A 12,969-nucleotide genomic window follows, 5' to 3' on the forward strand; every position below is an offset into this window, starting at 1 on the left:
GCTTCATCCCTGACTGTTCTGGTGGCTGTCTGTTCCGCTCGGCGCGGAAGCCCGGGTGGGCGAGCGGTCGGCGATGGCCTCGCGCAGGACCTTGCGGTCGTCGAAGGGGCGTACGACCCCGGCGATCTCCTGGCCCTGCTCGTGGCCCTTGCCCGCGACGAGGACGGTGTCGCCCGGCTGTGCGCGGGCCACCGCCGCGGCGACGGCCGCGGCGCGGTCGGCGAGGACGAGCACCTCGCCGCGTTCCTCCGCGGGCACCTCGGCGGCGCCCGCGAGCATGGCGGCGAGGATCTTGAGCGGGTCCTCGGAGCGGGGGTTGTCGGAGGTCAGTACGGCGGTGTCGGCGAGCCGGGCCGCGGCGGCACCCATCGGGCCGCGCTTGGTGGTGTCCCGGTCGCCGCCGCAGCCGATGACCACGTGCAGCTTGCCCTCGGTGACCTCGCGCAGGGAGCGCAGGACCGATTCGACGGCGTCCGTCTTGTGCGCGTAGTCGACGACGGCGAGGTACGGCTGGCCCGCGTCGACCCGCTCCAGGCGGCCCGGTACGCCGGGGACGGCGGCGACGCCCTCGGCGGCGCTCTTCGGGTCGATGCCCGCGGCGGCGAGGGTGGCGATCGCGGCGAGGGTGTTGGCGACGTTGAACGGGCCGGGCAGCGGGGCGGTGGCCGGAATTCGCTCGCCCCCGGGGCCGACGGCGGTGAACGTCGAGTCGTGGGAGCCGAGGACGAGGTCCTCGGCGCGCCAGTCGGCGTCGGCGCGGCCCTCGGCGGAGAAGGTGACGACCGGGACGGTCGCCTCCCCGGCGAGCCTGCGGCCGTACGCGTCGTCGAGGTTGACCACTCCCAGGCGGCTGCGCTCGGGCGTGAAGAGCCCGGCCTTCGCCCGGTAGTAGTCGTCCATGTCGGAGTGGAACTCCATGTGCTCCGGGCTGAGGTTGTTGAAGACGGCGACGTCGAAGACGCAGCCGTCGACCCGGCCGAGCACGAGGGCGTGGCTGGAGACCTCCATGGCGACCGCGTCGACGCCTCGCTCGCGCATGACGGCGAAGAGCGCCTGGAGGTCGGTGGCCTCGGGGGTGGTGCGCTCCGACTTGATGCGCTCGTCGCCGACCCGCATCTCGACGGTGCCGACGAGGCCGGTGCTGTGCCCGGAGCCGCGCAGGCCGCCCTCGACGAGGTAGGCGGTGGTGGTCTTGCCCGAGGTGCCGGTGATGCCGATCTGGAGGAGGTCGGCGCCGGGCCGCCCGTAGATCTCGGCGGCGAGTTCGCCCATCCGGCCGCGCGGGTTCTCGACGACCAGGACCGGCAGGCCGGTGGCGGCGGCGCGCTCGGCGCCCGTCGGGTCGGTGAGGATCGCGGCGGCGCCGAGTGCGGCGGCCTGGGCGACGAAGTCGGCGCCGTGGGCGCGGGCGCCGGGCAGGGCCGCGTACACGTCGCCGGGGCGCACGGCCCGGGAGTCGTGGGTGATGCCCGAGATCTCGGCGGTCTGGGGGATGTCGACCCCCAGCTGCGCGGCCAGGTCGCCCAGGGGTGTGGGGCGGGCCTGCTCCGGCCGGGGCGGGGCGGTTCGGTACTGATCAGCGTGTGGCACGGCGGTGAGCGTACCGGGCGCACCCTGTGGGGGGCCAAAAGAGCCCGGGGCCTCGCCGGAGTTCGATTTCCGGTTCCCGGAATGGGGGGTGATCGTTGTCACTGGTGCTCCCGGAGGGTCACGGGGTGGGGTCGAAGAAGACCGGCAGTCGGGCAGGCTCGCTGCCCGTGGGGGCGACGTGGAGGGTCTTGAGGGCGAACTCCATGACCTTCTTGTAGATGGGGCCGCAGATCTGGCCGCCGAAGTAGCTGCCCTTGGTGGGGTTCTGGATGGCGCAGTAGACGGTGATCTCCGGGTCGTCGGCGGGGGCGAAGCCGGCGAAGGAGGCGGTGTAGCCCTTGTAGCGGCCGAGTTCGGGGTCGACGCGGTTGGCGGTGCCGGTCTTGCCGGCGACGCGGTAGCCGGGGATGGCGGCCTTGCTGCCGGTGCCCTCCCGGTCGTCGACGACGGACTCCAGCATCTTGGCGAGGGTGTCGGCGGTCTTCTCGCTGACGACCCGGGACTCCTTGGGCTTGGGGGCCGGGCTGAAGCGCCCGTCGGGTCCCTTGGTGCCGCGGACCAGGGTCGGCTCGACGCGTACGCCTCCGTTGGCGATGGTCGAGTACACGGAGGCGGCCTGCATGGCGGAGACGGAGAGGCCCTGGCCGAAGGGGATCGTGTACTGCTGCGAGGTGGACCAGTCCTGCGGCTTGGCGAGGATGCCGGGGGTCTCGCCGGGGTAGTTCAGGCCGGTCGGGCTCCCCATGCCGAACTTGCGCAGATAGGAGTGGAGGACCTTGTTCGACTCGGCCTGGGTGGCCCCCAGCCGGCCGGTGGCGAGGATGGTGCCGATGTTGCTGGACTTGGCGAGGACGCCGTTGAGCGTCAGGTGCCAGGTCAGGTGGTCGATGTCGTCCTTGAAGAGCCGGTCGCCGCGGTGGAGCCGGTTGGGGACGGTGACATGGGTGTCGGGGGCCGCCTTGCCCTCCTCCAGGACGGCGGCCATGGACATGACCTTGCTGGTGGAGCCGGGCTCGTAGGCGTCCTGGAGGGCCGCGTTGCCCATGGAGGCGGCGTTGGCGGCCGAGAGGTCGTTGGGGTCGAAGCCGGGGGCGTTGGCCATCGCGAGGACCTCACCGGTCCGCGTGTTCTGCACGACGACGTAGCCCCGGTCGGCCTTGGACTTCTTCACCTGCTCGGTGATGGCCTGCTGGGCGGCCCACTGGATGTCCCGGTCGATGGTCAGCTCGATGTCGGAGCCGGGGACGGCCGGGGTGCCCTGGGAGCCGGCGGTGGGCACCTGCCGGCCGCCGGACTGGGTGAAGCGGATCTTGCCGTCCTTGCCGGCGAGCTCCGGGTCGAGCATGGACTCCACGCCGCCGGCACCCTTGCCCTCGGCGTTGACGTAGCCCAGTATCCCGGCGGCGAGCTCGCCGTTCGGGTACACGCGCTTGGTGCTGGGCTCGCTGAGGATGCCGCCGAGGAGGTTGACTCCGTTGCCGCCGGCGGAGCGCTGGGCCTTCTGCCCGTAGACCCGCCGGAGGTCCTTGATCTGGTTCCAGACCTGCGGGGTCTGCTTGCGGGCGAGCAGCGTGTAGCGGGACTTGGGGGTACGGAGCTTCTTCGCGAGCTCCGCGGGCTCCTTGCCGAGGAGGGGGGCGAGGAGGGCGGCGGCCTGCTCGGGCGCGTCCGGGACCTTGGCCACCTCGGGCGTGAAGAGCTGGGGGTCGGCGGTGATGTCGTACGCGTCGACGCTGGCGGCGAGCGCGATGCCGTTGCGGTCGGTGATCTCGCCCCGCTCCGCGGAGAGCGTGTACTCCTGGAAGCGGTACTTGTCGGCCTTGGCCGCGTACGCGCTGGCGTCGACGGCCTGGACCTGGAGCAGCCGCACCACGAAGGCCGTCATGACCAGGGTCAGACCGAGGGAGACCAGCCGCAGCCGGGGCCGGGGGCTGCCGAGCCGGATGGTGCGGGGCCGGCGGGCCGGGGGCCGGGGCGCGGTCCGCTTCGCCGCCGGGCGCGGGGCGGGACGGGGCGTGCGGGCCCCGGCGGAGGCGGGCCGGGGACGCGCGGGCCGGGCGGGTCCGGGGACGCGGCGGCGCGGGGGCTCCTTGGGGGGCACTGCTCGGTCACCTGCCGGAGGTCGTCGGGGCGGTCACGGGCACGGTCGTCTTCGGTGCGGTGGTGGTACGCGAAGGGCTGCCGGCGCCCGACGACGGTTTCGGGGAGCCGGAGGAGACGGGCAGCGTGGCCTTCGGGGTCGGGCTCGGCTTCGGCGCGACCGCCTCCGAGGGCTCGCCGAGCACCTTGCCCTCCGGGCCCAGGAAGACCGGACTGCCGCCCGGGACCATGCCGAGCTCACGGGCCCGCCGCTCCAGGGCGTCGGGGGCCGCGTAGTCGTCGACGTCCCGCTGGAGCGCCTGCTCCTCGTCGGTGAGCTCGGTGGTCCTGTCCTTGAGCTCGTTGAGCTGGAAGGAGCCCTGGTTGAGGGCCGAGTTCAGCAGGAGCAGGCTGATCAGACCGCCGCCGAGCAGCACGACGACCAGCAGGACGAAGGGGGTGCGGGCGGCCGAGCTGGGCCCCGACGGCATGAGCCGTCCGAGCCGCGCGGCCCGCCCTTTGAGCGGCCCCTTCGCCGTGCTCACAGGACGTCTTCCCGGATCCGCTCGGCGCCCCGGAGCCGGGCCGGGGCGGCGCGCCGGTTCTCGGCGACCTCTTCCTCGGTGGGCAGCTCGGCGCCCCGGGTGAGGAGCTTCAGGCGGGGCTGGTACTTCTCGGGGACGACCGGCAGGCCGGGCGGGGCGGTGGTCGCCGCGCCGGCCGCGAAGACCTGCTTGACGATGCGGTCCTCCAGGGACTGGTACGAGAGGACGGCGACCCGTCCGCCGACGGCGAGGGCCTTCACGGCCGCCGGGATCGCCTTCTCGACGCTGTCGAGTTCGCCGTTGACCTCGATGCGCAGGGCCTGGAAGGTGCGCTTGGCCGGGTTGCCGCCGGTGCGCTTGGCGGCCTGCGGCAGGGAGTCGCGGATGAGCTCGACGAGCCGGGCACTGTTGCTGAACGGCTCCTTGTCGCGCTCGCGCACGATCGCCGAGACGATCCGCTTGGCCTGCTTCTCCTCGCCGTACGCGCGGAGGATGCGGACCAGCTCGCCGGGCGCGTAGGTGTTGAGCACCTCGGCCGCGCTGATGCCGGTCGTCTGGTCCATGCGCATGTCGAGCGGGGCGTCCTGCGCGTAGGCGAAGCCGCGGTCGGCCTCGTCCAGCTGCATGGAGGAGACGCCGAGGTCGAAGAGGACGCCGTCGACGGTGGGGAGGCCGAGCCGGTCGAGGACCTCGGGCAGCTCGTCGTACACGGCGTGGACGAGGGTGGCGCGCTCCCCGTACGGGGCGAGCCGCTCGCCGGAGAGCCGCAGGGCCTCCTTGTCCCGGTCGAGGGCGACGAGCCGCGCCTCGGGGAACCGCTGCAGGAGTGCCTCGCTGTGGCCGCCGAGGCCCAGGGTGCAGTCGACGACGACCGCGCCGGGGCGCTCCAGTGCGGGGGCCAACATGTCCAGGCACCGCTGGAGCATGACCGGGACGTGTCGGTCGTTGCTCAATGCGCCCTCTCAGATCCGGCGCGGGGGTACGGGCGAGCGGGTAAGGAGGCCGAGCCGTAGGTACCGCCGCACACACGGGGGGAGAAACCGCGGAAGTCGCTCGTTGTCTCCGTGAACTTCGCGTCACTTTAGTCCACGGGACCCGCCGGTCAATCAACCGGCTGGCGCGTCGCACGGCGCCGGAGGCCGGGTGGGACATTCCGGACGGCTCACCCGTTCGGGGCGGGGCCGCCCAGGCCTGTGGGTTAGCTCACAACAACACTCATTGAGGTTCTTTGTCCCCTCTCACAGCGGGCCTGGAAGGCCTGTGACCATTAACGTCGGAACCATGTCGACTTCCGCGCACCCCTCTGCCGACGCCATACGCACCGGCGGCACGGTCACCGACCGTCTCGTCGGGGCGAACGCACGTTACGCCGCCGACTTCACCGACCCGGGAATGGACGCGCGGCCCGTGCTGCGCGTCGCCGTCGTCGCCTGTATGGACGCCCGTCTCGACCTGCACGCCGCCCTCGGTCTCGAGCTCGGCGACTGCCACACCATCCGCAACGCGGGCGGCGTGGTCACGGACGACGTGATCCGGTCACTCACCATCAGCCAGCGCGCCCTCGGCACCCGCAGCGTGATGCTGGTGCACCACACGAACTGCGGCCTGGAGTCGCTGACCGAGGACTTCCGGCACGAGCTGGAGGACGAGGTCGGCCAGCGTCCGGCCTGGGCGGTCGAGGCCTTCCGTGACGTCGACCAGGACGTACGGCAGTCGATGCAGCGGGTGCGGACCTCCCCCTTCCTGCTGCACGCCGACGACGTCCGGGGCTTCGTGTTCGACGTGACCACCGGCCTCCTGCGCGAGATCGACCCCACGACCGACCCGTCTTAAACACCCAAAGCCCGGCATTTCCCTCGCACTTGTCCACCGGCAAGTGACACAACCCGGCCATGCGAACAAGAATGCTCGGGTGTGACACCCCCCGACGATTCCCCCGGGGGCAGGTGTCCGTGTTCCGGAAGGCCGAGGAGGGCCGGGTGACGACCTATGACGATCGAGCGAGCCTCACTGATCTGACCACCACTGTGGAGAGAGTCCGCAGATCGGTGGAGAGTGTGATCGAGGGCAAGCCCGAGGTCGTACGGCTTTCGCTGACCGTGCTGCTCGCCGAGGGACACCTCCTCATCGAGGATGTCCCCGGCGTCGGCAAAACCATGCTGGCCAAGACCCTGGCCCGGTCCATCGACTGCTCGGTGCGCCGTATCCAGTTCACCCCCGACCTGCTGCCCTCGGACGTCACGGGCGTGTCGATCTTCGACCAGCAGCGCCGGGACTTCGAGTTCAAGCCGGGCGCGATCTTCGCGCAGATCGTGATCGGCGACGAGATCAACCGCGCCTCGCCGAAGACGCAGTCCGCGCTCCTGGAGTCCATGGAGGAACGCCAGGTCACCGTCGACGGCCAGACCTACGAGCTGCCCAGCCCGTTCATGGTGGTCGCCACGCAGAACCCGGTCGAGATGGAGGGCACCTACCCGCTGCCCGAGGCCCAGCGCGACCGCTTCATGGCCCGGGTCTCCATCGGCTACCCGAGCGCCGAGGCCGAGCTCCAGATGCTCGACGTGCACGGCTCGGTCTCCCCGCTGGACGACCTCCAGCCGGTCGCCCACGCCCACGACATCATGAAGCTGATCGAGGCCGTGCGCGCGGTCCACGTCGCCGACGCCGTACGCCGGTACGCGGTCGACATCGTCTCCGCCACCCGCACCCACGCCGACCTGCGGCTCGGCGCCTCCCCGCGGGCCACGCTGCACCTGCTGCGGGCCGCCAAGGCCTCCGCCGCGCTCAGCGGCCGCGAGTACGTGCTGCCCGACGACCTCCAGGCCCTCGCCGCGCCCGTCCTCGCCCACCGGCTGCTGCCGACGGCGCAGGCCCAGCTGAACCGCCGTACCGCCGAGCAGGTCGTCCAGGACATCCTGCAGCGCACCCCCGTCCCGGCCGCGGCCCCGCCCGCCGGACCGCTCTACGGCCAGCAGCCCGGCGCCCGGCGGCTGTGATGACCACCGCTGCCGTGCCGGACGGACAGCGGGGCGACGAGGACGACCGGGGCGGTCTGCGGGCCGCCCTCGGCGGTCTCACCACCCGTGGCCGTTCCTTCCTCGCCGCCGGGGTGGCCGCCGCCGCCTGCGCGTACGTCCTCGGCCAGGCCGATCTGCTGCGCGTCGGGCTGCTGCTCGCCACGCTGCCGCTGATCTGCGTCCTCGTGCTGCACCGCACCCGCTACCGGGTCGCGGCCTCCCGCCGGCTCACCCCCCAGCGGGTGGAGGCGGGCACCGAGGCCCGGGTCCAGCTGCGGATGGAGAACGTCTCCAAGCTCCCCACCGGGCTGCTGATGCTGCAGGACCACGTGCCGTACATGCTGGGCCCCCGCCCCCGCTTCGTCCTCGACCGGGTCGAGGCCGGCGGGCGGCGCGAGGTGTCCTACCGGGTCCGCTCCGACCTGCGCGGCCGCTTCCCGCTGGGCCCGCTCCAGCTGCGGCTCAACGACCCCTTCGGGATGTGCGAGCTGACCCGCTCCTTCAGCGCGTACGACACCCTCACCGTCGTACCGAAGACCGAGGCGCTGCCGCCGGTGAAGCTCCTCGGCGAGGCCTCGGGGTACGGCGACGGACAGCAGCGCTCGCTCGCCCTCGCCGGCGACGACGACATCATCCCGCGCGCCTACCGCCACGGCGACGACCTGCGCCGGGTGCACTGGCGCTCCACCGCCCGCTACGGCGAGCTGATGGTCCGCCGCGAGGAGCAGCCGCAGCGGGCCCGCTGCACCGTCCTCCTCGACACCCGGCGGATCGCCTACCAGGGCTCCGGCCCCGACTCCGCGTTCGAGTGGGCGGTCTCCGGCGCCGCCTCCGCGCTGATCCACATGCTGGAGCGCGGCTACGCGGTCCGGCTCGTCACCGACACCGGCAGCGCGGTGCCCGGCGAGGGCACCGAGGGCTTCGCCGGCTCGGCCCAGGACTCGGCCGAGTCGGCCGGTCTGATGATGGACACCCTCGCGGTCGTCGACCACTCCGAGGGCGGCGGTCTCTCCCGCGCCTCCGACATGCTGCGCGGCGGCGGCGAGGGGCTGCTCATCGCCTTCGTCGGCGACCTCGACGAGGAGCAGGCGGCCCTCACCGCCCGGATGCGGGGCCGCGCCGGCGCGGCCTTCGCCTTCGTCCTGGACTCCGGGACCTGGCTGACCGGCGGCGCGGTCGCCGGGGCCGTCGAGAACCGGGTACAGCAGCTGCGCGAGGCGGGCTGGACGGCGCTGGCCGTACCGCCCGCTGCCAAGCTCGCCGACCTGTGGCAGCAGGCGGCCGGAGCCCGCGCGGAGTCCGCCGCCGACACCTACGGAGGATGGTCATGAGCGGGCGCACACGGCTGACCCTGGCCGCCTGGGGCGCCACCCTGATGGCGGCCGGAGCACTGCTCCCCCTGGTGAAGCCGGCGACCTGGATCTTCACGGCGGCCTTCATCCTCGCCCTGGTGAGCGGGGTGGGCACGCTGGCCCGGCGGGCACCGCTGGCCCGGCCGCTGACCCTGCTCGCCCAGGTCGCCGTCACGCTGCTCGCGCTGACCGTGATCTTCGCCCACGAGCAGGCGATCCTCGGGTTCCTGCCCGGCCCGCAGGTCTTCACGCACGCCCTCGACCTGTTCACGGCGGGCGCCGAGGACGTCGGCCGGTACGCGATCCCCGCCCCGGACACCGAGGGCATCCGGCTCATGCTGGTCGGCGGCGTCGTCGCCATCGGCCTCATCGTGGACGCCCTCGCGGTCACCTTCCGCAAGGCCGCCCCGGCCGGTCTTCCGCTGCTCGCCCTGTACTCGGTGGCGGCCGGTCTCTCCGGCGGCGGCGCCGGCTGGCTCTGGTTCCTCCTCGCGGCCACCGGCTATCTGCTCCTGCTCCTCGCCGAGGGCCGCGACCGGCTCTCGGCCTGGGGGCGGGTCTTCGGCGGCGCCCAGCGCTCCGGCCGGCCCGGCTCGTCCGTCGCGAGCGGCGGCGCCGCGTTCGCCCCGGCCCGCACCGGCCGCCGGATCGGCGCCGTGGCCATGGGCGTCGCCATGGTGGTGCCGTTCGCGCTGCCCGGCTTCACCGGCGGTCTCTTCGGCAGCGGCGACGGCGAGGGGACGGGCGGCACCGGCAAGGGCGGCACGATCTCGGCCGTGAACCCGCTGGTCTCCCTCCAGGACAACCTGCGCCAGCCGGAGGACCGGGAGGTCCTGCGCTACCGGACCAACGCCCGCGACAACTCCGGCATGTACCTGCGGCTCGTCGCGCTCGACCAGTTCGACGGCACCTCGTGGAAGTCCTCGGTCCGCCCGATCGAGGACGTGCCCAAGCAGCTCCCCTGGCCGGAGGGGCTCTCCCAGAGCGTCCGGCTCACCGAGGTGACCAGCAACTTCGTCGCCTCCGAGGGGTACGAGCAGAAGTGGCTGCCGATGCCGTACCCGGCCGGCCGCGTCGACATCGACGGGCGCTGGCGGTACGAGCCGGCCGGCCGGATGCTCGTCGGCGACGACAAGCAGACGACCCGCGGCGCCCGCTACACGGTCTCCAGCCTGGACGTCCAGCCGACGTCCGGGCAGCTCGCCGCGTCCGGTGACGCCCCGGAGAAGCTCCGCCGCGAGTACACCAAGGTCCCGGCCTCGCTGCCAGCCGACGTGAAGGCGACCGCGCTCGAGGTCACCAGGGGCGCGCGCAACGACTACGAGCAGGCGGTCAAGCTCCAGGACTGGTTCGCCCGCGACGGCGGCTTCCGCTACGACGTCGAGGTCGAGTCCGGCACCGGCGTGCAGGCGATCTCCCGCTTCCTGAAGGACAAGGAGGGCTTCTGCGTCCACTTCTCCTTCTCCATGGCGGCGATGGCCCGCTCCCTCGGCATCCCGGCCCGCGTGGCCGTGGGCTTCATGCCGGGCACGACGCAGACCGACGGCTCGGTCTCGGTCGGCATCCGGGACGCGCACGCGTGGCCCGAGCTGTACTTCGAGGGTGCGGGCTGGACGCGGTTCGAGCCGACCCCCTCACGGGGCTCCACCCCCGCGTACACCCAGGACAACACGCCCTCGGGTTCGGCCACGGGTCCCGCCCAGCCGCAGCAGAGCGCCTCGGCGCAGCCGTCCGCCGCACCGAGCGCCTCGGAGAGCTGCACGCCGCAGGAGCGCAAGCTCGGCGGCTGCGGCCCGGAGGAGGCACTGGCCGGCGCGGAGTCGTCCGGCGGGGGCCCGAACCCCCTGACGGTGGTCCTCATCGTCGTCGCCGCCCTGGCCGTCCTCACCCTGCCCCTCCTCCCCCTGCTCTGGCGGACGCGGGTACGGGCACGACGGCTCGGCTCGGCCGGGGCACGCGGCCCCGAGGAGACGGCGGCGCGGACGCTCGCGGTCTGGCAGGAGATCAACGACACCGCCTGGGACTACGGGGTCGAGCCGGACGAATCGCAGACGCCGAGAAGGACGGCGGCGCGGATCGTCCGGCTGGGTGAGCTGGCCGGCGAGCCGGCGGACGCCGTGCACCGGGTGGCACGGGCGGTGGAGGAGGCGCTGTACGCGCCGAACCCGCGGCCGGCCGCGGGCCTGACGGAGGAGGCGGCCCGGATCCGGGCGGGCTTCCACACGGCGGCGGACCGCCGAACCCGCCTCCGCGCAACGCTGGCCCCCCGCTCGGCGGCCCGCCTCCGCTGGTCGACGGCGGCGCGCTGGTCGGAAACGACGACGAGGTGGTCGGTCCAGCGGCACGCTCTGGTTGCCCGTGCGACGCTCCCGTTCCGCCGCACGCCGCGCGAAACGGGCTGACCGTACGAGGCCCGGGCCACAGCACACCGCCCGGGCCTCGGCCCCGCCCCGTAACGGGCCTCCGCCACCACCGTGTGGGCCGCGCCCGCTCCCCCGCCCCCCGTGTGGGCAATCGTCCCGCAGGGCGGGACGGGTGGGCACACGGGACGGCGCGCTCGGCGGCGCCTCCGCCCCTTGTGCCTGGACCCGCACCACCTGGCACGGCGCACCTGTGGTGCGGGTCCAGGCGCGGAAGCCTGGGCCCGGCAAAGGGCGCCGTTCGTTGTGCCCACCCGTTCCGCCCCAGCCCACAACGGGGTGGCGGCCACGACGGGCGGGGCGCAGGCCCACAACGGGGCGGGCCTAGGTCCGCACGGGCTGGCGGCGGCCACGACGGGTGGCGCGCAGGCGCATGACGAAGCCCCGCGCGGCCGGCGCAATCGCGCGGGCCTCACGGGGCTCGGTCACACACATAGGGTGCGGGGCCTCCGCTCAGGGGGCCGTCAGTGGCCGCCGCCCTGCTGCTCGTCGCGGCGGCGCTGCCACCGCTCTTCCATCCGGTTCATCATGGAGCGTCGCTGCCGGGTCTGACGGCCACCGGCCGTCGTCCCGCTCCTGGTGGCCTGCTGCTGCTCACCCGGCTTCGGCGCCTTGCGCCATCCGGTGACCGCCAGGACCGCGCAGCCCAGCATGACGAGGAATCCCACCACGCTGATCCAGATCTGCTGTGCGACCATTCCGGCCATGAGGAGCGCGATACCCACCAGGAAGCCGGCGACTGCCTGGTAGACCCGTCGCCGGGTGTACGTACGCAGTCCGCTTCCCTCGAGCGCTGTCGCGAACTTGGGATCTTCGGCGTACAGCGCTCGCTCCATCTGCTCGAGCATTCGCTGCTCGTGCTCCGAGAGCGGCACGGAGTCCTCCTAGTCGTCGGTCGCGGGGGCGACCGGTTTGCGGCCCTTTCAGGATAGGCAGGGAATCGCCCCCGTGAAACCCGCCCTCAATGCCGAATAGCCAATCCGGGCCGCCATGCGGATCGGTTGCTGAGGCGTTGATTCCCCAGCCCCTCCTCCGTCATGCCGGATGCTGTCCCCCGATCATACGGGGAGAAGGCCGTTACCGGGCGGGCTGTGGCGTACTGCATGGGGTGCCGCCGCCCGCACCGCCGAACGGTGGCCGTCCAGCTCAGGCCCGCTTCTCGCCCAGTACGTGCAGCTGGGTGGCGATGGCGTGGAAGGAGGGCAGCTCGGCGGCGGCCGCCTCCAGCTTGAGGAGGGCCTCGGCCGCACCGGGTTCGGTGTCGACGAGGACGCCGGGTACGAGGTCGGCGAAGACCCGGACACCGTGTACCGCGCCGACGTCGAGACCGGCCCCGTCGGCCAGTTCGGTGAGCTGCTCGGCGGTGAAGCGTCGGGGTACGGGGTCGCCCGCGCCCCAGCGGCCGGCCGGGTCGGAGAGCGCGTGCCGGGCCTCGGTGAAGTGTCCGGCGAGGGCGCGGGCCAGGACCGCGCCGCCGAGTCCGGCGGCGAGCAGGCTGAGGCTGCCGGCGGGCCGGAGCGCGGCGACCGCGTTCCGTACGCCCTCGGCGGGGTCGTCGACGTACTCCAGGACCCCGTGGCAGAGCACCGCGTCGTAGCCCTCGCGGCCGACCACGTCGAAGAGGCCGCTGATGTCGCCCTGGACGCCGGTGACGAGGTCGGCGACCCCGGCCTCGGCGGCCCGGCGCTCCAGCGCGAAGAGGGCGTTGGGGCTGGGGTCGACGACGGTGACCCGGTGGCCGAGTCGGGCGACCGGGACGGCGAAGTTCCCGGAGCCGCCGCCCGTGTCGAGGACGTCGAGGCTGTCCTTCCCGGTGGCCTCGACCCGGCGGTCGAGGGCGTCCTTGAGGACGTCCCAGACGACGGCGGTACGCAGGGAGGCGCGCGACGGGCGCGAGGTCGCCTCTCGACCGAAGACAGGGGAAGGGTCCGGCACGGCTGTTGACTCCTCGGTGACGGGTACGGAC

General features: G+C 73.4%; 10 protein-coding genes. 4 read left to right on the forward strand and 6 right to left on the reverse strand.

The window, feature by feature from the left end:
- Positions 1 to 3: 3 nt before the first annotated feature.
- The 4 genes from OG462_RS13580 to rsmH are packed head-to-tail and all read right to left on the reverse strand — an operon-like array spanning position 4 to position 5,167.
- Positions 4 to 1,692 (reverse strand): UDP-N-acetylmuramoyl-L-alanyl-D-glutamate--2,6-diaminopimelate ligase, encoded by a 1,689-nt coding sequence (locus OG462_RS13580; protein WP_406057682.1) that lies wholly within the window; start codon positions 1,690 to 1,692, stop codon positions 4 to 6.
- Positions 1,693 to 1,708: 16 nt separating this feature from the next.
- Positions 1,709 to 3,691, reverse strand: coding sequence for a peptidoglycan D,D-transpeptidase FtsI family protein (locus OG462_RS13585; protein WP_406057684.1), 1,983 nt, complete (start codon positions 3,689 to 3,691; stop codon positions 1,709 to 1,711).
- Positions 3,692 to 3,698: 7 nt separating this feature from the next.
- Positions 3,699 to 4,214 carry a septum formation initiator family protein gene (locus OG462_RS13590; protein WP_406057685.1) on the reverse strand — a complete coding sequence of 172 codons (516 nt, stop codon included), beginning with the start codon at positions 4,212 to 4,214 and terminating at the stop codon, positions 3,699 to 3,701.
- Positions 4,211 to 5,167 (reverse strand): 16S rRNA (cytosine(1402)-N(4))-methyltransferase RsmH, encoded by a 957-nt coding sequence (rsmH, locus tag OG462_RS13595; protein ID WP_406057686.1) that lies wholly within the window; start codon positions 5,165 to 5,167, stop codon positions 4,211 to 4,213. The genes OG462_RS13590 and rsmH overlap by 4 nt, the downstream gene beginning before the upstream one ends.
- Before the next feature lie 328 nt (positions 5,168 to 5,495).
- Between rsmH and OG462_RS13600 the strand changes: the two genes are divergently transcribed.
- The 4 genes from OG462_RS13600 (at position 5,496) to OG462_RS13615 (ending at position 10,985) form a co-directional block, all read left to right on the forward strand.
- A complete protein-coding gene (locus OG462_RS13600; RefSeq protein ID WP_406057687.1) occupies positions 5,496 to 6,047 on the forward strand; it encodes a beta-class carbonic anhydrase in 552 nt (183 codons plus the stop codon).
- A gap of 146 nt (positions 6,048 to 6,193) precedes the next feature.
- Entirely contained in the window at positions 6,194 to 7,210 is a 1,017-nt protein-coding gene (locus OG462_RS13605) for an AAA family ATPase (RefSeq protein ID WP_406057688.1), read from the forward strand.
- Positions 7,210 to 8,562, forward strand: coding sequence for a DUF58 domain-containing protein (locus OG462_RS13610; protein WP_406057689.1), 1,353 nt, complete (start codon positions 7,210 to 7,212; stop codon positions 8,560 to 8,562). The genes OG462_RS13605 and OG462_RS13610 overlap by 1 nt, the downstream gene beginning before the upstream one ends.
- A complete protein-coding gene (locus OG462_RS13615; protein ID WP_406057690.1) occupies positions 8,559 to 10,985 on the forward strand; it encodes a DUF3488 and DUF4129 domain-containing transglutaminase family protein in 2,427 nt (808 codons plus the stop codon). The genes OG462_RS13610 and OG462_RS13615 overlap by 4 nt, the downstream gene beginning before the upstream one ends.
- Positions 10,986 to 11,467: 482 nt before the next feature.
- On the opposite strand, the gene OG462_RS13620 is transcribed toward OG462_RS13615, so the two are convergent.
- Both OG462_RS13620 and OG462_RS13625 read right to left on the reverse strand, forming a co-directional pair.
- Entirely contained in the window at positions 11,468 to 11,878 is a 411-nt protein-coding gene (locus OG462_RS13620; RefSeq protein ID WP_266890881.1) for a DUF3040 domain-containing protein, read from the reverse strand.
- Between the two features lie 271 nt (positions 11,879 to 12,149).
- Entirely contained in the window at positions 12,150 to 12,938 is a 789-nt protein-coding gene (locus OG462_RS13625; protein ID WP_406057691.1) for a class I SAM-dependent methyltransferase, read from the reverse strand.
- Between the last annotated feature and the right edge of the window lie 31 nt (positions 12,939 to 12,969).

This window comes from Streptomyces sp. NBC_01077, from assembly GCF_045162855.1.
Lineage (GTDB): Bacteria > Actinomycetota > Actinomycetes > Streptomycetales > Streptomycetaceae > Streptomyces.

Coding starts and splice junctions, on each gene's coding strand:
- OG462_RS13610 (WP_406057689.1), top strand. CDS start 7,210: ATGACCACCGCTGCCGTGCCGGACGGACAGCGGGGCGACGAGGACGAC.
- OG462_RS13615 (WP_406057690.1), top strand. CDS start 8,559: ATGAGCGGGCGCACACGGCTGACCCTGGCCGCCTGGGGCGCCACCCTG.
- OG462_RS13600 (WP_406057687.1), top strand. CDS start 5,496: ATGTCGACTTCCGCGCACCCCTCTGCCGACGCCATACGCACCGGCGGC.